Origin of the sequence: Pseudomonas sp. NPDC078700 (assembly GCF_044542375.1) — a bacterium.
Taxonomy (GTDB): domain Bacteria; phylum Pseudomonadota; class Gammaproteobacteria; order Pseudomonadales; family Pseudomonadaceae; genus Aquipseudomonas.
Genome location: NZ_JBITUI010000001.1, coordinates 1,006,959 through 1,024,427 on the forward strand (window position 1 = coordinate 1,006,959; position 17,469 = coordinate 1,024,427).

General features: G+C 54.3%; 18 protein-coding genes and 1 pseudogene. 10 read left to right on the plus strand and 9 right to left on the minus strand.

What is annotated here, in order from left to right:
• Positions 1–124: 124 nt before the first annotated feature.
• Together ACIGCM_RS04870 and ACIGCM_RS04875 are read left to right on the plus strand one after the other, a co-directional pair.
• Positions 125–1,144, plus strand: a pseudogene (locus ACIGCM_RS04870) (cache domain-containing protein); the annotation flags it as partial.
• A gap of 93 nt (positions 1,145–1,237) precedes the next feature.
• Positions 1,238–2,002 carry a methyl-accepting chemotaxis protein gene (locus ACIGCM_RS04875; protein ID WP_397501113.1) on the plus strand — a complete coding sequence of 255 codons (765 nt, stop codon included), beginning with the start codon at positions 1,238–1,240 and terminating at the stop codon, positions 2,000–2,002.
• Between the two features lie 63 nt (positions 2,003–2,065).
• Here the strand turns inward: ACIGCM_RS04875 and ACIGCM_RS04880 are convergent, their stop codons facing one another.
• Genes ACIGCM_RS04880 through purU form a run of 3 tightly spaced genes read right to left on the minus strand, consistent with a single transcriptional unit; the run spans position 2,066 to position 3,624 of the window.
• On the minus strand, positions 2,066–2,251 hold the full coding sequence (locus tag ACIGCM_RS04880; RefSeq protein WP_397500885.1) for a hypothetical protein: 186 nt from the start codon (positions 2,249–2,251) through the stop codon (positions 2,066–2,068).
• 52 nt (positions 2,252–2,303) lie between these two features.
• Positions 2,304–2,729, minus strand: a complete 426-nt coding sequence (locus ACIGCM_RS04885; RefSeq protein ID WP_397500886.1) for a CBS domain-containing protein — start codon at positions 2,727–2,729, stop codon at positions 2,304–2,306.
• Positions 2,730–2,772: 43 nt separating this feature from the next.
• On the minus strand, positions 2,773–3,624 hold the full coding sequence (purU, locus tag ACIGCM_RS04890) for a formyltetrahydrofolate deformylase (protein ID WP_397500887.1): 852 nt from the start codon (positions 3,622–3,624) through the stop codon (positions 2,773–2,775).
• Positions 3,625–3,970: 346 nt separating this feature from the next.
• On the opposite strand from purU, the gene mvaT reads away from it, so the two are divergent.
• Positions 3,971–4,345 (plus strand): histone-like nucleoid-structuring protein MvaT, encoded by a 375-nt coding sequence (gene mvaT, locus ACIGCM_RS04895; RefSeq protein ID WP_397500888.1) that lies wholly within the window; start codon positions 3,971–3,973, stop codon positions 4,343–4,345.
• 181 nt (positions 4,346–4,526) lie between these two features.
• On the opposite strand, the gene sbcB is transcribed toward mvaT, so the two are convergent.
• Positions 4,527–5,960 carry an exodeoxyribonuclease I gene (gene sbcB, locus ACIGCM_RS04900; RefSeq protein ID WP_397500889.1) on the minus strand — a complete coding sequence of 478 codons (1,434 nt, stop codon included), beginning with the start codon at positions 5,958–5,960 and terminating at the stop codon, positions 4,527–4,529.
• 197 nt (positions 5,961–6,157) lie between these two features.
• Here sbcB and ACIGCM_RS04905 point away from each other — a divergent pair, with 197 nt between their 5' ends.
• The 6 genes from ACIGCM_RS04905 to ACIGCM_RS04930 are packed head-to-tail and all read left to right on the plus strand — an operon-like array spanning position 6,158 to position 13,209.
• Positions 6,158–6,904, plus strand: a complete 747-nt coding sequence (locus tag ACIGCM_RS04905; protein ID WP_397500890.1) for an RDD family protein — start codon at positions 6,158–6,160, stop codon at positions 6,902–6,904.
• Positions 6,901–7,884 (plus strand): stage II sporulation protein M, encoded by a 984-nt coding sequence (locus ACIGCM_RS04910; protein WP_397500891.1) that lies wholly within the window; start codon positions 6,901–6,903, stop codon positions 7,882–7,884. The genes ACIGCM_RS04905 and ACIGCM_RS04910 overlap by 4 nt, the downstream gene beginning before the upstream one ends.
• Entirely contained in the window at positions 7,871–9,493 is a 1,623-nt protein-coding gene (locus ACIGCM_RS04915; protein WP_397500892.1) for a DUF4129 domain-containing protein, read from the plus strand. The genes ACIGCM_RS04910 and ACIGCM_RS04915 overlap by 14 nt, the downstream gene beginning before the upstream one ends.
• On the plus strand, positions 9,490–10,806 hold the full coding sequence (locus ACIGCM_RS04920) for a DUF4350 domain-containing protein (RefSeq protein WP_397500893.1): 1,317 nt from the start codon (positions 9,490–9,492) through the stop codon (positions 10,804–10,806). Before ACIGCM_RS04915 ends, ACIGCM_RS04920 begins: the two co-directional genes overlap by 4 nt.
• Positions 10,803–11,843 carry an AAA family ATPase gene (locus tag ACIGCM_RS04925; RefSeq protein WP_397500894.1) on the plus strand — a complete coding sequence of 347 codons (1,041 nt, stop codon included), beginning with the start codon at positions 10,803–10,805 and terminating at the stop codon, positions 11,841–11,843. Before ACIGCM_RS04920 ends, ACIGCM_RS04925 begins: the two co-directional genes overlap by 4 nt.
• Positions 11,844–11,877: 34 nt before the next feature.
• Positions 11,878–13,209, plus strand: coding sequence for a DUF58 domain-containing protein (locus ACIGCM_RS04930; protein WP_397500895.1), 1,332 nt, complete (start codon positions 11,878–11,880; stop codon positions 13,207–13,209).
• Between the two features lie 218 nt (positions 13,210–13,427).
• On the opposite strand, the gene ACIGCM_RS04935 is transcribed toward ACIGCM_RS04930, so the two are convergent.
• The 3 genes from ACIGCM_RS04935 to ACIGCM_RS04945 all read right to left on the minus strand — a co-directional run bounded on the left by ACIGCM_RS04935 (position 13,428) and on the right by ACIGCM_RS04945 (position 14,826).
• The gene (locus ACIGCM_RS04935) at positions 13,428–13,712 is read right to left on the minus strand and encodes a PA4642 family protein (protein ID WP_397500896.1); all 285 of its coding nucleotides are present in this window, start codon (positions 13,710–13,712) and stop codon (positions 13,428–13,430) included.
• A 69-nt stretch (positions 13,713–13,781) separates the two neighbouring features.
• Positions 13,782–14,264, minus strand: a complete 483-nt coding sequence (locus ACIGCM_RS04940) for a WbuC family cupin fold metalloprotein (RefSeq protein WP_397500897.1) — start codon at positions 14,262–14,264, stop codon at positions 13,782–13,784.
• Between the two features lie 4 nt (positions 14,265–14,268).
• On the minus strand, positions 14,269–14,826 hold the full coding sequence (locus tag ACIGCM_RS04945; protein WP_397500898.1) for a hypoxanthine-guanine phosphoribosyltransferase: 558 nt from the start codon (positions 14,824–14,826) through the stop codon (positions 14,269–14,271).
• 281 nt (positions 14,827–15,107) lie between these two features.
• Here ACIGCM_RS04945 and upp point away from each other — a divergent pair, with 281 nt between their 5' ends.
• Positions 15,108–15,746 (plus strand): uracil phosphoribosyltransferase, encoded by a 639-nt coding sequence (gene upp / locus ACIGCM_RS04950; RefSeq protein WP_397500899.1) that lies wholly within the window; start codon positions 15,108–15,110, stop codon positions 15,744–15,746.
• A gap of 131 nt (positions 15,747–15,877) precedes the next feature.
• Here the strand turns inward: upp and ACIGCM_RS04955 are convergent, their stop codons facing one another.
• Positions 15,878–16,129 carry a hypothetical protein gene (locus ACIGCM_RS04955; RefSeq protein ID WP_397500900.1) on the minus strand — a complete coding sequence of 84 codons (252 nt, stop codon included), beginning with the start codon at positions 16,127–16,129 and terminating at the stop codon, positions 15,878–15,880.
• Positions 16,130–16,222: 93 nt separating this feature from the next.
• Positions 16,223–17,458 (minus strand): RNA polymerase sigma factor, encoded by a 1,236-nt coding sequence (locus ACIGCM_RS04960; RefSeq protein ID WP_397500901.1) that lies wholly within the window; start codon positions 17,456–17,458, stop codon positions 16,223–16,225.
• Positions 17,459–17,469 lie beyond the last annotated feature (11 nt).

Consider the following 17,469-nt stretch of genomic DNA (forward strand, 5'->3'; position numbering starts at 1 on the left):
CCCAGGCTGCCCCTGTAATACCTAGCGCAGTTGTTTTTCAGAAGTTCCCTAAGGCCGCTAGTTTGCGACTTACCACCTACCTTTATCAAAGACTGGCTTCAGTACCTTACGGGCGCAAGAGTTTATGAGCACAAATTTGAAATTCAGTCATAAAATACTAATTGCAGCAGCACTAGTTGTAGTCGCAGCCTTCTCGATTTTCACCCTGTACAACGACTACCTGCAACGCAATGCCATCCGTGAGGACCTTGAAAGTTATCTTCATGAAATGGGCGATATAACTGCTAGCAATATTCAAAACTGGTTATCAGGTCGAATTTTGCTGGTCGAGAGTGCTGCACAGTCGATCTCAAAGAACCCGGATACTGCCGCAGTTACCGGCTTGCTTGAGCAAAAAGCGTTGACCTCAACGTTTGACTTTACCTATTTAGGCGGTACCGATGGCAGTTTTGCCATGCGCCCCGATGACAAAATGCCAGAAGGCTACGATCCACGGACACGCCCTTGGTACAAAGACGCATTGGCAACCGCGGGAACCACGCTGACCGAGCCTTATGTGGATGCGGCAACCGGTGGCCTGATCATCACCATCGCCACACCTGCAGCAAATGCAGGCGTAGTTGGCGGCGACTTGAGCATGAAAACCCTGGTTGAAACCATCAACTCACTGGACTTTGGCGGTATTGGCTATGCATTCCTAGTCAGCTCTTCCGGGCAAATTCTGGTGCACCCTGACAAATCCCTCGTGATGAAATCACTAAAGGATGTCTACGCAGCCAATGCCCCGGCTATCAGCGATACCATCACTGAAGTTGAAATCGACGGCAAGCAGCGCATCATCAGTTTCACGCCGGTCAAAGGCTTGCCTTCGGTGAACTGGTATCTGGGCCTGTCTATCGATAAAGACAAAGCCTATTCAATGCTCAGTGAATTCCGGACATCGGCCATTATCGCGACCATTATTGCTGTTGTGCTGATTATGCTGTTGCTGAGCGTGTTGATGCGGGTGCTGATGCAGCCACTGCATACCATGGGCAAAGCCATGCGCGACATCGCCATGGGCGAAGGTGACCTGACCCAGCGCTTGACCATCGCCGGCAACGACGAGTTCGGGGAGATGGCGAAGTCGTTTAACCAATTCGTTGAGCGGATTCACACCTCGATTCGTGAAGTATCTTCGGCTACGACTCAGGTTAACGAAGTGGCCAAACTGGTGGTTAACGCGTCGAACTCCTCGATGCTGAACTCCGACGAGCAGGCCAGTCGCACCAATAGTGTCGCCGCAGCCATTAATGAGCTTGGCGCTGCCGCTCAGGAAATCGCACGCAATGCGGCAGACGCCTCAACCCAGGCGTCCGATGCCCGCGAGCAAGCCGAAGATGGACGCTCAGTCGTGGAGCGCACCATCGCAGCGATGAATGACCTGTCTGGGAAAATCAGCACCTCTTGCAGCAACATTGAAGCGCTGAACAGCAAAACCGTGAACATCGGCCAAATACTTGAGGTGATCAAAAGTATCTCGCAGCAAACCAACTTGCTGGCACTCAACGCTGCCATTGAGGCAGCGCGGGCCGGGGAAGCGGGCCGTGGTTTTGCGGTGGTCGCCGATGAGGTGCGCAACCTTGCCCATCGCACGCAGGAGTCGGCGCAAGAGATCGAAAGCATGATTGAAGAGTTGCAGGTTGGCTCACGCGAGTCTGTAACCACCATGACTGAGAGCCAGCGCTACAGTGAAGAAAGCGTGTCGATTGCCAATCAGGCGGGTGAACGTCTGGGTAGCGTCACTCAACGTATCGGTGAGATCGACGGCATGAACCAGTCAGTTGCCACCGCAACCGAGGAGCAAACCTCGGTTATCGAGTCGCTGAACATGGACATCATTGAGATAAACACCCTCAACCAGGAAGGCGTCGAGAACCTTCAGGCGACCTTGCGCGCCTGCAGTGACTTGGAACGCCAAGCGACCCGCCTTAATCAATTGGTTGGCAGCTTCCGCACCTAAACGCAACAGTGGATAAACAAGGGGCGCCTATATGGCGCCCTTTGTGGTATTTGGCCAATAGCCTTATTTATCCTCAGCCTCAGTCTGGGCATTGTCATCAAGGCTTTGCGTCTGTTTGAGCAGCGCTTGCGCAGCAGAGAAGTCTGCGCCGTCTTCAGGCGTTAATTGTTCAATGTCGTACCGGCTCAAGCAGCCTTCGCCCAAGGTTGCTGGGGCTTTTGAAACCGCGCGGTCAAGTGGATCAGCCATTATCGATTCCTCGGGCGCCTGCGCCCAAACGCATTGTGAGCACCCCGTCAGGTTATTCTTGCGTGGCCTTGCCCTGTTCGTGCTGGGCAAACTCCTTGGCCGCACGCAACACATCGCTGCGACTTATCTGCCCAATCAAACGACCATCTGCAATCACCGGCATCCGTCCAAGTTTGCCCTGTAAAAACCGTTCAGAAACTTCGATCACGCTGGTTTCAGGGCTAATGGACTCGATATCACGGCTCATATAATCGCCCACAGTACCGCCAATTGATTCGTAATAAGCGCCTGACAACGTTGCACGCAAGCAATCGCCTTCAGAAATCAAACCAATTAAGCGGCCCTGAGTGTCGACCACAGGGGCTCCGGAAATCCGATGCTCAAGTAATCGATTTATTGCCGTGAACAAGTCGGTCTCGGCGCGAAATGTCACCAAATGGGTCGTCATGTAGTCACGCACCTTAATTGACTTGAGCATTATCGAACTCCTTAGTTACGTCCCGCCCGCTGATCCAATGCAATCAATCAAACACAACTGTCTTGTTATCGTGCACCAGAACCCGGTCACCTAAGTGATAGCGTAGCCCACGGGAGAGCACCATTTTCTCAACGTCCTTACCTAGGCGAACCATTTCTTCAATACTTTCCCGGTGACTGACCCGTACCACGTCCTGTTCAATGATCGGCCCCGCATCCAACTCTTCGGTAACATAATGTGACGTAGCACCAATTAGCTTGACCCCACGCAACGAAGCCTGGTGATAAGGCTTGGCACCGACAAATGACGGCAAGAAGCTGTGATGAATGTTGATCACCCGTTGCGCGTAATCACGGCACAACTGCGCAGGCAATATTTGCATGTAACGCGCCAGCACAATAACGTCTGCCTGATGCACTTCAATTAAACGCGCCACCTCATCAAAAGCGGGCTGCTTGTCTTGTGGGTCAACCGGGACATGGAAAAACGGGATACCGTGCCACTCGACCATACTGCGCAGGTCATTATGATTGGAGATCACACAGGGGATTTCGCAATCCAATTCGGCGCTGTGCCAACGGTGCAGCAGATCAGCCAGACAGTGCGACTCACGGCTCGCCATCAGAACTACACGTTTTTTTTGATCCGAATCAGTGACTCGCCACTCCATCGAAAACTCACGCGCGATAGGGCCAAAAGCCTGCTTAAAGCCATCTATATCAAAGGGTAAAGAATCCGCACGGATTTCATGACGCATAAAAAACCAGCCAGTCTGATTGTCAGAATGATGACTGGCTTCAGTAATCCATCCGTTATAGGTCGCCAGAAAATTACTAACCTTGGCCACGATACCGACACGGTCTGGGCAGGCGATAACCAGCCGAAAAGTGCGCATGAAAAGCTCCTGCTAAATGTACAAAGGGGGCCATTTTAGACACCGGAAGTAAAAACTGCATTAACCCTGAGTGATTGAATGCATTAAAAATTCTTAACCCAAGCATAACCTTCGTACAGTCACTTAGCCCGACTAAAAATGAGCCCTCTTTTGATACGTTTGTGCCTAAATATAGGCGTCAACTAAATGCCCGCTATTTTTTCACGAGCGCGACTGTTAAGCCCCCGGCGAAACAACTAATTACTTCTAACAGTGCGCCTTTCTTTATAAACCGGTTTACTTGTGAAAAGTGCATGTCTATTATTAGTTGCACATAGTCACCTCAGAATGAACCAAGGTACACAACATGTCGCTGATCAACGAATACCGCGCTACAGAAGAAGCCATCAAAGAACTGCAAGAGCGCCTGAAGAACCTGTCACAAGATGACAAGCTGCAGAAAGAGCTGGAGTTTGAAGGCAAACTGCGCAAGCTGATGGGCGAATATCAAAAATCCCTGCGCGACATTATCGCGCTGCTTGATCCAGATGCGAAAGTCAGCAAAAACGCACGAACTGGCAAAGGCACCGGCACCAAACGTGCTCGCAAAGTTAAGCAGTACAAGAACCCGAACAATGGTGAAGTCATCGAAACCAAAGGTGGCAACCACAAAACACTGAAAGAGTGGAAAGCCAAGTGGGGCAGTGACGTAGTTGAAAGCTGGGCCACCTTGCTGGGCTAATGCGCCACAGGTTGTTCAGTGGTTTAAAAAACGCCGGTTAATCCGGCGTTTTTTATGCCTGAAAAAATCAGTGTCCTGTGCAAAGGGTACGGACAAAAATATAAGCCCGTTAACTATCAGTCCCACCTCAAACGCTGCAGCCCTACAATTTAAGTACACCTTAAGTACACCGCATAACGGGCTATGCGAGGCTGTATTGAATGGCGAGCTGCTCAACATAGCGTTGCCACTCATGCAGAACTTTTTGTTGGTCAGGTGTCGCCGTTGCAAGCACTTGACTCATGGCAGTAAGAAATTGTTCAACCGTATTGGGCGCCCCATATTCGGGCCGTGTTAAGCGGTGTTGGCAAAATACTTGCCAGCGCGCTTGTTCATCAGCATCCAGACTCGAGGCTAGGTTGCGCGCACGATAACGAAATAACAGTTCGGGTAAGCGTGCATCATCAAACGGCCAACTTTCGGCGGCCAGTTGCTCGGGCTCAGCGTTTCGCACGCGCTCACATAAGCTGCGGTCTCGATTGCCGATAAACCCATCGTAAAGTTGCTGTTCCGGATCATCACTTGCACCGAACTGTTCCTCTCGATACACCTCAGGCATTTTCGCTTGCCACTGAGACTGTGCACCAATAAGTTGATCAGCCCGCGCCTGAATAGTGGGTAAATCGAGTTGCAAACGCTGAATATCAGAAGCGCGCAGTACACTTAAAGGGGCGATCACAGGGCAACGATTAATGTGCAGCAGCTTTAGTGGAACCGGCAACTGGCCGTCGGGTAACGCATCATGGCGCGTGTATAAGCGCTCACGTAGCGTATCTGCAGTTTCATCGAGCAGTGCATTAGGATCACGTTGTAAATCGCAAACGATCAATGCATTACGGTTACGCGGATGCCAAGCCAATGGCAGCACAACTGACAAATAATGCTGGTCACCCGCAAAACGCCCAGAAACATGCACAACAGGTTTCAGTAGTTTGACCTGATCAAGGACTTTCGATTTGCTGCGCAGGCCATACAAGTAATCATAAAGCTTGGGTTGCTTATCGCGCAGGAGCCTCGCCAAAGCAATAGTTGCACGCACATCAGACAGTGCGTCGTGGGCCTGTCCATGATCGATACCATTAGCCGCAGTTAACAACTCCAGCTTAAGGCTGACCCGTCCTTCGACCTCTGGCCAGACAATGCCCTCCGGACGTAGTGCATAAGCAGTTCTGACCAGGTCAATCAAATCCCAACGACTATTACCGCCTTGCCACTCGCGCGCATAGGGATCAAAGAAGTTGCGGTACAAGCTGTAGCGCGTGACCTCATCATCGAAACGGATGCTGTTGTAGCCCGCACCACAGGTGCCGGGCAATGACAACTGCCCGTGCACCCGAGACATAAAGTCGGCTTCATCAAGCCCCCTTTCAGCCAACACTTGCGGGGTAATACCGGTAATCATGCAAGCGGCAGGATGGGGCAGAATATCGTCACTGGGTTTACAGTAAATATTCAGCGGTTCAGCAATCTCGTTAAGTTGCTCATCGGTACGGATACCCGCAACCTGTAAAGGGCGATCGCGGCGCGGGTCGATACCGGTCGTTTCGTAGTCGTACCAGAAGATACTTGAAGTCACAGTGTTGTCCTGAGCGAGTGGCCTGCGCAGTCTAACATCGCTTAATACTGCGGCTATTCTTACCAAGCCAAAGATCTGGCCTCGAAATCTGTCAGCCACTACTTAGATTGCAGGCTTAATCTACAGTTTATACCGAGACCAGTTGCCTCAGCGGCTCGCGCTGGCTAGCATCGGGGTTTACTCATCGCAGTCAGCCGATGCCGCATACCGAAAACCATCAACAAAGCGCAACCAGCCAGACCTCAGACCATGCCATTGCTGATCTGTTGGATACGCGTTATCACGTCGAAACGCCAGAAGGCATCGATCTAACCCTGCGCCCGGCCGGACTGGTTCCACGAGCGTTGGCCTATAGCATCGACTTGATCATTCGCGGTGTCGTCTTGGGTTTGATGTACCTGCTGTTAAGCATGCTCGGCAAGTTAGGGATGGGCTTAGGCACAATTTTGCTGTTTGTGGTGACATGGTGGTACATGGTGTGGTTTGAAGTGCTCAACCAAGGCCGCTCCCCCGGCAAGCAATGGATGGGCCTACGGGTTGTACACGACGATGGCACGCCTGTGGGCTGGCCGGCCTCACTGACCCGAAACCTGTTGCGCTTTGTCGACATACTGCCCTTCGGCTACACCTTTGGCATTCTCTGCTGCCTCAATAGCCCAACCTTCAAGCGCCTGGGTGATATAGCCGCAGGCACTCTGGTGGTGTACCGCGAAACAAAACCACTTGCCCCCGTCCTGCCTGAAGCCCAAGCGGTGCGTGCGCCCTTTGCGCTTAATTTAAAAGAACAGAGGGCAATTCTGGGTTTCGCTGAGCGCGCCAGCGGCCTATCAAAAGAGCGCCGTACTGAATTGGCAAGCATCATTGCGCAACCGCTACAGGTTCCGCCGGAACAAGCGGAACAGACCCTCAACGGTATAGCCCACAGTTTGGTAGGGCCTCGATGAAACAGAGCCAGTTCGAGAGTCATCACCAAGCCAGCTGGACAGACTTTGCCAACAAACTTGATGGCCTGGAGAAAGTTGGCAAAGCCGATGCCGCGCACAGCAAAGGCTTTGCTGCTGATTACCGACGTATCTGCCAGCAACTCTCATTGGCGCAAGCACGTGGCTACAGCAATCACCTAATAGAACAGTTGCAGCAATTAGCCTTGCGCGGCCACCAACAGTTCTATCGGCATCGCAGTACGATTGGCTCACAGTTGGTGGGCTTCCTGATCAGTGGTTTCCCACGCCTGGTTCGCGCGCAATGGCGCTTTATACTCGCTGCCAGCCTGCTGTTTTTTGGCAGCCTGATGCTGATGGGCTTGCTGGTCTACTGCTTTCCACATTTGGTTTATGCGGTGGTCGACCCTCAACAAGTGGCCAGCATGGAAAGCATGTATGACCCTGATGCCCATCGCCTTGGCCGCTTTAGTGAGCGCGGCTCCGGGGATAACTGGATGATGTTTGGCTTCTACATCATGAACAACATTGGCATCGCCTTTCAAACATTCGCCAGCGGCTTACTGTTCGGTCTGGGCAGCTTGTTCTTCCTGCTGTTCAATGGGGTCATGATCGGCGCAGTAGCCGGTCACCTGACACAAATAGGCTACAGCGAAACGTTTTGGTCCTTCGTCATTGGCCACGGTGCATTTGAATTAACGGCCATCGCCCTGGCCGGGGCCGCAGGCTTAAAACTCGGCTGGGCGTTACTTGCACCCGGCCGTTTACCCCGTATGGAAGCCTTGCGCCTAGCTGCGGCGGACAGCATTCGCCTGGTCGCAGGAGTTGTGGTGTTCTTGTTACTTGCCGCGTTTATTGAGGCGTACTGGTCATCCAAGACCTTTGCAACACCCCATGTTAAATACGCAGTGGGCGCATTACTCTGGGCACTCGTACTCAGCTACCTGATCTTTGCTGGCCGAGGTGCGCATGCGCCTGACTGAAGCCAGTGTCGCGATTCGACCACGTAGCAGTTGGGAAGCCATTGACCTCGGCGTGCTTCTGGCACGCCGACATGCCGGGTTATTAATGGCCAGCTGGGCACTGGTGACCCTGCCAATATTTGCCTTGCTGTGCCTGGTTTTCTGGGACTACCCGAGCATCGCCATATTGGTATTCTGGTGGCTGAAACCGGCCTATGAACGGTTGCCACTGTATATTTTGTCCAACAGCCTGTTTGGCAATACACCGACATTAAAACAGGTCCTAAAAGCCTATCCGCGACTGTTAAAACCACAGTTATTAGCCAGCCTTACATGGCGGCGGATCAGTACAACCCGCAGTTTTGATATGCCAGTGATGCAACTTGAAGGGCTATCTGGTGCAGCACGCAACCAGCGCCTGGCAGTGCTGGGACACAAAAATACAGCTGGCGCGACATGGCTGACAGTGGTCGGTGTACATGTTGAATTTGCCCTGAGCCTTGGTCTGGCGACATTGTTCTACTTGATGCTGCCGCAACAGCTAGAGCTTGACTGGAACTGGCAAAGCTTGATTGCCCCCGAGCAGAACCAATGGATGTGGCTGGAGCACTTGTCGAACGGTTTGTATGCCTTGCTGCTGATTGTCTGGGAGCCGGTCTATGTTGCCTGCGGTTTTAGCCTGTACTTGAACCGCCGCACCGCGCTGGAAGCCTGGGATATTGAACTGGTATTCCGCCAGATGCGCCAACGCCTGACCGGTATTGCCTATGCCGCAGTGCTGGCAATTGGACTGATCTTCAGCCAACTGCCAGGCACAGCGATGGCTGACACTGGCCGGCCGGATGCAGCTGTATCGAACCCTGCGACCTCCGTCACTAAAAGTCCAGTAATCAGCGCCCCGCAAGACCCACTTGGCCCCCAAGCCAAGCGTTTGCAAAAACAGGCGTTGACCAGTCATGCAGCGCAACAAAGCATCAATCAGTTACTGGCTCAACCCCCGTTCAAAAATCCAGAAACGGTCACCCGCTGGCGCCTGCGAGAGACCGCCAGCGATAAACAGCCCCAACCAAATACCGATTTCTTTGAGTCGCTAATTTCAGGGTTGGGCAAGCTGGCTAAACTTTGGAAGTCGATGGAGACTGTGGCCCAAATTTTCGCCGCCTTGCTCTGGGCTGCGATAATCGCTCTTATCGTTTGGGTCGTGTGGCGCTACCGCGATTGGTTAAATACCTTTGCCGGTCGTTTCAACCTGCCTCAGCGCACAAATAAATCCCCGCCGCGCCAGATGTTCGGCTTGGAAGTCAGCCCGGAAAGCCTGCCTGATGATATCTGCAGCGAAGTCGACACGCTTTGGGCCAGTGAACCACGAGCCGCCTTGAGTCTGCTTTACCGTGCCCTGCTCAGCCGCTTGCTACATGATTACCGGCTAGGCCTGAGAAGTGCACACACTGAAAACGAAGTCTTGCGGCTGGTTAAGGACTTGCAGCAAATCGAACTGACTCAATTCAGCGAAGTACTGACCCACCACTGGCAAAATCTAGCCTATGGCCACAGCCTGCCACCGCCCGCGACCAAGGATTCACTGTGCAACAGTTGGCGCCAGCTGTTTGAGCCGGGAGTGACGGTATGAGCCGCCGCACAGGTTTTATGCTTGGCGCCCTGATCATTCTTGTCCTTGGCTTGCTTGCCAGTTATTTGCTGGGGCGAGCTGAGTCTTATGAAACCGTCATAGACCACGGCGCGGCTCCTGAAGTTAAAGCCAACCCCTACTTTGCTGCGCAGGCTTTTTTGCGCGAACAAGGGGTTAAAATTGAGACGGCAGATAGTTTGGCCAAGCTGAGTCAGTTACCGAGTGTTGGCCACACCTTGCTACTGCTGGGGGACCGAGAGAAAGTCACCCCTCAACAAACCCAGCGACTGCTCGACTGGTCAGCCAAAGGCGGACACTTGATCTTTGTCGCCGAGCGCTTATGGGATAAAAAACAAGGCACGAGCGGTGATTTGCTACTCGACAGCCTGGGCATTCAGCAGCTCGAAAGCGATAAGCTAGACCCCGCCGACGACGCGTCTAAGCACGCAAAGGTAGAGGCCACTCAGCAACTGCCAGAAAGCCATAATGAAGCCGAAGCTGATCAGCATGCCCACTCCCAACTGGAGCAACTCTCACAAGGCGAACCTGAACAGGCCGAAGAATCAACGGCCAACACACCTTCAGCCGACGAAGCCAGTGACGCTTACCCCAAGCTGACCAAGCTCTACCTCGAAAACGAGGACGCACCGGCCTACATCAGTTTTGATGTAGGCTTTCATCTCTACGACGCCAAAAACCTGGCCACGGCCTGGGCCAATAGCGCGCAATCGACCCATATGCTTCAACTCTTTCATGGCGACGGCTTAATCACTGTATTGACCGATAGCTGGGTCTGGCAAAACGACAAAATCGCCAAGTACGATAACGCCTGGCTACTTTGGTATCTGACTCAGGATACTGAAGTCACCCTGTTGTTCCGTGCAGATCACGACAACTTGCTGAGCCTGCTCTGGAAGCACTTTGCACAAGCGCTGTTAGCACTTGCGTTGCTTATTGCTCTGACACTGTGGAGCGTGGGCATGCGTCAAGGCCCATTGCAACTACCGGCAAGCTTCAGCCGTAGACAATTGCAAGAGCACATCCGCGCCAGCGCAGACTTCAGCCTTCGACGCAGCGGCCAACAAACGCTGCTGCAAGGCTTGCAGTTGGATATTCAACGCCGCGCACGCAAGCGTCATCCAGGTTTTGAACGCTTGCCCGTCGCCGACCAATGGTTAGTCCTCAGCCGCCTCACGCGCCTAACCACTGGCGCGGTTGGTAAAGCAATGCGACCACTGCCTCAGCAGCGGCTAACCGCCACCGATTTCACCCGTCAGGTTGCCCACCTGCAAACTCTCAGGAATGCCCTATGAGCGATTACAGCCCCGACCAGCCAAGCCCTACCCCAGCAACCGCAACGGCCAGCCCGGCACCGGCTGCCTCAGCGGCCCAACAACGTCAGCGCGCCAGCCAACTCGCTCAGGCGTTACGCCTGGAGTTGCAAAAAGCCGTAATCGGTCAAGTACGGGTGATTGACGATGTGCTGACCGCCCTTATTGCTGGCGGCCATGTATTGATTGAAGGCGTACCCGGGCTGGGCAAAACCTTACTGGTGCGCGCACTGGCCAAATGCTTTGGCGGTGAGTTTTCGCGTATCCAGTTCACCCCGGACTTGATGCCCAGCGATGTCACTGGACATGCGGTGTACGACCTGCAAAGCGAGCAGTTCAAATTACGCAAAGGCCCAGTATTCACCAACTTGCTGCTGGCGGATGAAATCAACCGCGCTCCGGCCAAGACGCAGGCCGCACTGCTCGAAGTCATGCAAGAGCGCCAAGTGACACTCGAAGGTCGGGCGCTCGCAGTCCCACTGCCATTTATGGTGTTGGCCACACAGAACCCCATTGAGCAAGAAGGCACGTACCCGCTGCCAGAAGCTGAGCTCGACCGATTTATGCTCAAGCTGCGCATGGATTACCCGCAGCAAGATGAAGAAATGCAAATGGTCCGTCAGGTGACTCGCTCAAGCAAAGCCGACATGCTTGAAGTCGCGCCACTGCGCACGCTGCTCCAAGCCAAAGACGTGCAGGCCCTGCAGAAAATCGCCAGCGACTTGCCAATTGACGAACAAGTGCTCGACTACGCCGTGCGGCTGACCCGCGCGACCCGAACATGGCCAGGCTTTGCTATTGGTGCGGGCCCACGCGCCTCCATCGCCTTGGTAAGGGGCGGCCGGGCTCGCGCCCTGTTGCGCGGCGGCGATTTCGTCCTGCCTGACGATGTAAAAGGCTGTGCCTTGGCGGTTCTTCGCCATCGTGTCCGCCTGTCACCAGAGCTGGATATCGAAGGCCTGTCGATTGATCAAGTGCTGCAACAATTACTCGACCAGGTGCCGGCGCCACGTCTATGACCTCAGCCTTCACTCACGACTGGCAGCGTGCACAATGAAACCGGCACGCCGCCTACTCATCGCCCTAGGCGCTCTGTTGCTCTGCGCAATATTGCTCGGGGCCCTGGATGCACTGGGACTGGAGCTACCAACAGCCATCGGCTCGCTCTGGTGGGGCTTGCTACTGCTGCTCGGTGTAGCGGCACTGGTCGATGCCTGGCTGCTGTCAAAAACGCCTTCACCGCGGCTCGAACGTAGCTTGCCCGGTCAGTTACCGCTGGGACGCTGGAGTGATGTGCAGCTCATTGCGCACCACAGTTACGGCCAGCAATGCGAAGTGCAAGTCTTCGACCACTCGCCAGCCGAGATGGCCACTGAAAATCAACCGCAACGCGTGATGTTGAGGCCGGGGGAGCAAACTCAGTTCGGCTATCGGGTGCGCCCCCTGGTTCGCGGGCACTTCAGCTTTGCGCGGGCGGAGCTGAGCCTGCCCAGCCGTTTAGGTTTATGGGCTGCACGACGGGTCCTTGAAGTGCCCGGCGAAACTCGGGTTTACCCAGACTTTGCCCGACTCTATGGCGCTCAGTTGCTGGCGGTTGAGGACTGGCTAAGCCAGATGGGTGTGCGTCAGCATCAACGGCGCGGCTTGGGCATGGAGTTTCATCAACTGCGGGATTTTCGCGATGGCGACTCATTGCGCCAAATCGACTGGAAAGCCACTGCGCGCAAGCGCACGCCGATTGCACGTGAGTATCAAGATGAAAGCGATCAGCAAATTGTATTTATGCTCGACTGTGGCCGACGCATGCGCAGTCAGGATGACGAGCTTTCTCACTTCGACCACGCGCTGAACGCCAGCCTACTGCTCAGCTATATTGCCCTGCGCCAGGGCGACGCGGTGGGCCTGAGCACTTTTGCCTGCGAACAAAGCCGTTATCTAGCGCCGGTCAAAGGGGCTGCGCAGCTCAATGTATTGCTCAATAGCCTGTATGACCTGAAAAGCACCCAACGGCCTGCAGATTATGCGGCAGCCGCCGAGGCCTTGCTCAGCCGTCAGCGACGGCGAGCGCTGGTGGTGATCGTCACCAACTTGCGCGATGAAGATGATCAGGAGTTGCTTAACGCGGTAAAACGCCTGGGACGCCAGCATCGCGTGTTGATCGCCAGCTTGCGCGAAGAAGTGCTGGATACACTGCGCCAAACGCCGGTGCAAAACTTCGAGTCAGCGCTGGCTTACTGCGGGACTGTTGAGTACCTAAATGCGCGCAACAAACTGCATGAGCGGCTAATCGCCAATAAGGTTCCAGTACTTGATACACGTCCAAGCGAACTTGGCCCGGAACTGGTGAGCCGGTATCTAGCCTGGAAGAAAGCCGGCGTTCTATAGCGACAGAGTGAACAAGCTTGAGGTCGCTAAATAGTTGCGAGAATTAACTTGGCTGGGGGGCTGACGCGGTTTCAGCCACCCTCTGGCACCGCGAAATCCACGCTTGAGCTCTGCTGCTGGCCCTCGGTGGCAAGCTCCGCTTAGGCCACCGCACTAGAAACCGGTAAACCTTTTGATTGCAATCTCGCTATTGCGACCTAGGCTCCAGGGGACGGCTATCAGGCAACCGATTTGATCAGCTCGATATAGGGCTGCGCATTGCGCTGATCCTGAATAAGCGCGACAAAGTCTTTGCCCTCAGCATCTTTAGCCTTGACGTCATAGCCTGCTGCGACGAAAAAGCCGAGAAAACGCTCGAAATCATCCACACGCAGGCCGCGGTAAGCTTTTACCAGCTTGTGCAGCGAAGGGGGGGTGTCATCAGCGGGCTCGACATCGAGGAACAACTTGATCGGCTCATCACCAATCTCTTCACCAATCACTTGTTTCTTGTCTTTACGCATCACTGACTCCAGCTAAACCGGGCTACACGGGGCGGCAAGTGTACCCCGCGCACCCGTTGCGCTCAACGCTCAGTCGATGGCATCGAACTGGGCACGCATCCAGCGTTGATAATCGGCCACTTCCGGGCTGCCTTCTTGCGGGGCCCAACTGGCATGCTCACCCTCGCCTATTGGCAGATAAGGCCCTGCCTTGCACTCAAACAGGATGCTATCGGCTTCAAGCACCACTAAGGCATGGAAGATCCCGGGCGGTAAATCGACCCCGACACAGTCAGAGCCTGCCGCGAGGATACGTGTGGCCTGCACCGCGCCGTCCTGATCAAAGATCAACAGGCCCAAACGGCCCTTTACTACCAATAAGGCCTCAGCCTTATCCGCTGACAGGTGGCGATGGGGCGGGATGTAAGTGTCCGGCTGCAAGCCAATAGCCATGCGATGACAAGGCTCTTCCATTGCATGGAAGTTGTGATGCTGTCGCTGACGCGGGTTTTGCGTAGCCTTGGCAGCCAGATCCGCAAACAAGGTTTGGTCGAGAAATGCAGGGCCACGCATCGGTTTAGAGACCTTTAACTGCAAAGATGCCGGGTGCGTTGCGCCAGTAGCCTTTGTAATCCATGCCGTAGCCAAATACGTAGCGATCGATGCATGGCAAGCCAACGTAGTTAGCCTTTAGGTCTGGACGCGCCTTGCGGTCATGCTCTTTATCAACCAGCACAGCGGTGTGCACAGCGCGTGCGCCAGCGTGGTGGCAGAAATCGATAATCGCACCAAGGGTGTGACCTTCGTCAAGGATGTCGTCGATGATCAGCACATCGCGGTCAATGAACGAAATTTCCGGCTTGGCTTTCCAGAACAGCTCCCCGCCGCTGGTTTGATTGCGGTAGCGAGTTGCGTGCAGGTAGGACAGCTCCAGTGGGAAGCTCAACTTAGGCAACAGCTTGCCAGAGAATATCAACCCGCCGTTCATCACACAGAAAACCACTGGATTGGTCTCGGCCAACTCGGCGTTGATAACTTCAGCCATTTTGCAGATAGCCGCTTCAACCTGTTCGTCGGTATACAGACAATCAGCTTCAGCCATTATCTGACGGATGTGCGCGAGATCAGCAGACATGGTCGTTCCTCTTGGGTTAGCGCAACACGAAAACCTGATCGGTGCGTCAAAATAAAAGTCGGCAAAGGTACGCATCTGTCTGCCTTGGAGCAAGTCCCCACAGACGAACGCACTAGTATTTATGCAGGATATTCTGGCAATTCTTAAGATAATTGCCAAAAATCAACAAAACCAACTTTAATTTAGGCGACATGAAGTTATGCGTACGCCGCCCTTTATTGCGCCCAATGCTTTAATCTAAGCCAGTTTTTTTGCCAGTCCAGTCCGGAGAGTTCCAACCCATGCCAGTCCAAGAAATTCGCCACCCGCTGATTCGCCACAAAATCGGCCTGATGCGCCGCGCCGATATCAGCACCAAGAACTTCCGCGAATTGGCTCAAGAGGTCGGCGCCCTGCTGACCTACGAAGCGACCAAAGACTTACCACTGGAAACTTACGAAATTGCCGGCTGGTGTGGCCCGGTACAAGTTGAAAAGATCTCCGGCAAGAAAATCACCGTGGTGCCTATATTGCGTGCAGGGATTGGCATGCTCGAAGGCGTGCTCAGTTTGATTCCCGGCGCGAAAGTCAGCGCCGTGGGTGTTGCGCGCAATGAAGAGACACTGCAAGCACACACATATCTGGAAAAGCTGGTACCCGAAATCAATGAGCGCTTAGCGATGATTATCGACCCGATGTTGGCAACCGGTGGCTCGATGGTCGCGACCATTGACCTGCTGAAGAAAGCCGGTTGTAGGGAAATCCGCGCAATGGTGCTGGTTGCAGCGCCAGAAGGCATCAAAGTGGTTAACGATGCTCACCCGGATGTCGCAATATATACCGCATCGATTGATGAGCGCCTCAACGAACATGGCTACATCATCCCCGGGCTGGGCGATGCAGGCGACAAGATTTTCGGCACCAAGCAAAAAGACGCTTAATCAGGCTGCATGGCTTTTGCTACCACCCTGCGCATGGAGCGGGTGGAGCACACCTTAGCCAACTGACGAGACAAGATGATTACGCAAACTAAAACCCGTCTAATGCGGGTTTTATTATATGGAATCGAATGTTAACGCTGGCTATTTAAACGGCGTACTTCGCGTTGCACCATGCTGGCGTATTCCGGTGGCGTCAATTGCGTAATTTGCTCACGCAGCCACTCATCCCACTTGCCTTTACGCTTGCTCTTTTCACCAAACAGGCGTGCAGCGTCCACCTTTGAGCGCTGTAGGTTTTGTTGCCACAAATCAAACAAACGCGCCTTTTCAGCCTCTCCGGCATTACGTTCATCAGCGGGTTTGTTCGCCAGATTAAAACTCATGGGGTACTCCTGCTGGATAAAAAGGGGGCGGATTCTACCTACTTTCCACCCAGCAGACCGATGTTTTATTGATCAAATTGCATCAAAAGACGCTCAGTCTTGCAGTTCGCTTAAGCGTCGCTCAATCATCACACGGTCCGGACTTGTTCCAGCCAACTCCAGGGCGTTGCTGTATGCCTCGCGAGCCGCGACGCGATCCCCAAGGCGTCGCAGGCAATCTGCTTTGGCCATTTGTGCCAGGTGATAGCGCGCAAGTTCGCCGCGCCCGAGCAGGCCATCAATGAGCTCAAGCCCCGCAGCCGGACCGTTGCACATCGAGACTGCAACCGCACGGTTAAGCTCAATCACCGGAGAAGGCTGCAGGCGCAACAGCACATCATAAAGGCCAACAATCTGCAGCCAGTCTGTATCGGACGCAGTGGCAGCCTCGGCATGTACTGCAGCGATTGCGGCTTGTAAATTGTATCCGTCATATCCGCCCTGCTGCAGAGATTGCAGCACCAGCGCTTGACCTTCGGCAATATGCGCAGGCGACCACAGGCTTCGATCCTGCTCTTCGAGTAACACCGCCTGGCCATCCGCCGAGACTCGCGCAGGGCGGCGCGACTCATGCAACAACATTAACGCCAGCAGCCCTTTGACTGGCGGCTCAGGTAATAACTCATGCAGCAATCGCCCAAGTCGAATCGCCTCAGTCGATAGCTGGCTGCGAATGACCGAACCACCTGAACTGGCAAAGTAACCCTCGTTAAATACCAGATATATCACCCGCAACACCACCGCCAGCCGCTGTGGCAGCTCGCTTCGCGCGGGCACTTCGTAAGGGATACCCGCATCACGAATCTTCGCTTTAGCGCGAACAATGCGCTGGGCGATCGTGCTGGGTGTACTGAGAAAGGCCTTGGCGATGTCCTCACTGCTAAGGTCGCATATCTCGCGCAGGGTCAGGGCAACCTGCGCATCATCGGACAGCGCCGGGTGGCAGCAGGTAAAGATCAGGCGCAGCCGATCATCCTCAACGCTTGAAATCTCCTCCTGAGCAGAGGAATCATCGGCAACTGGGTCATGCTCGCCGAGTGATTCAAAGCGGGCATTACGGCGCAGCCCATCAATGGCCTTGAAGCGCCCGGCAGATACCAGCCAGGCGCGTGGGTTAGCAGGCACACCCTGAGTGGGCCATTGTTCCAGCGCTGCGCGAAACGCTTCATGCAGGGCTTCTTCGGCCTGATCGAAATCACCGAGCAAACGAATCAGAGTCGCCAACACGCGCCGCGACTCAGTGCTGTAAAGCACTTCGAGTTGCTGGTTTAGCGCCTGCTGGGTGTCCAATCGCAGCGTCC

What these genes read in the sequence shown, in the direction of transcription:
- ACIGCM_RS04935 (WP_397500896.1), bottom strand. Translation starts at nt 13,712, where the DNA reads ATGCGTAAAGACAAGAAACAAGTGATTGGTGAAGAGATTGGTGATGAG.
- ACIGCM_RS04925 (WP_397500894.1), top strand. Translation starts at nt 10,803, where the DNA reads ATGAGCGATTACAGCCCCGACCAGCCAAGCCCTACCCCAGCAACCGCA.
- ACIGCM_RS04875 (WP_397501113.1), top strand. Translation starts at nt 1,238, where the DNA reads ATGCTGAACTCCGACGAGCAGGCCAGTCGCACCAATAGTGTCGCCGCA.
- ACIGCM_RS04880 (WP_397500885.1), bottom strand. Translation starts at nt 2,251, where the DNA reads ATGGCTGATCCACTTGACCGCGCGGTTTCAAAAGCCCCAGCAACCTTG.
- mvaT (WP_397500888.1), top strand. Translation starts at nt 3,971, where the DNA reads ATGTCGCTGATCAACGAATACCGCGCTACAGAAGAAGCCATCAAAGAA.
- ACIGCM_RS04940 (WP_397500897.1), bottom strand. Translation starts at nt 14,264, where the DNA reads ATGCGTGGCCCTGCATTTCTCGACCAAACCTTGTTTGCGGATCTGGCT.
- ACIGCM_RS04905 (WP_397500890.1), top strand. Translation starts at nt 6,158, where the DNA reads ATGCCGCATACCGAAAACCATCAACAAAGCGCAACCAGCCAGACCTCA.
- purU (WP_397500887.1), bottom strand. Translation starts at nt 3,624, where the DNA reads ATGCGCACTTTTCGGCTGGTTATCGCCTGCCCAGACCGTGTCGGTATC.
- ACIGCM_RS04885 (WP_397500886.1), bottom strand. Translation starts at nt 2,729, where the DNA reads ATGCTCAAGTCAATTAAGGTGCGTGACTACATGACGACCCATTTGGTG.
- ACIGCM_RS04930 (WP_397500895.1), top strand. Translation starts at nt 11,878, where the DNA reads ATGAAACCGGCACGCCGCCTACTCATCGCCCTAGGCGCTCTGTTGCTC.
- ACIGCM_RS04955 (WP_397500900.1), bottom strand. Translation starts at nt 16,129, where the DNA reads ATGAGTTTTAATCTGGCGAACAAACCCGCTGATGAACGTAATGCCGGA.
- ACIGCM_RS04915 (WP_397500892.1), top strand. Translation starts at nt 7,871, where the DNA reads ATGCGCCTGACTGAAGCCAGTGTCGCGATTCGACCACGTAGCAGTTGG.
- ACIGCM_RS04945 (WP_397500898.1), bottom strand. Translation starts at nt 14,826, where the DNA reads ATGTCTGCTGATCTCGCGCACATCCGTCAGATAATGGCTGAAGCTGAT.
- ACIGCM_RS04910 (WP_397500891.1), top strand. Translation starts at nt 6,901, where the DNA reads ATGAAACAGAGCCAGTTCGAGAGTCATCACCAAGCCAGCTGGACAGAC.
- upp (WP_397500899.1), top strand. Translation starts at nt 15,108, where the DNA reads ATGCCAGTCCAAGAAATTCGCCACCCGCTGATTCGCCACAAAATCGGC.
- ACIGCM_RS04920 (WP_397500893.1), top strand. Translation starts at nt 9,490, where the DNA reads ATGAGCCGCCGCACAGGTTTTATGCTTGGCGCCCTGATCATTCTTGTC.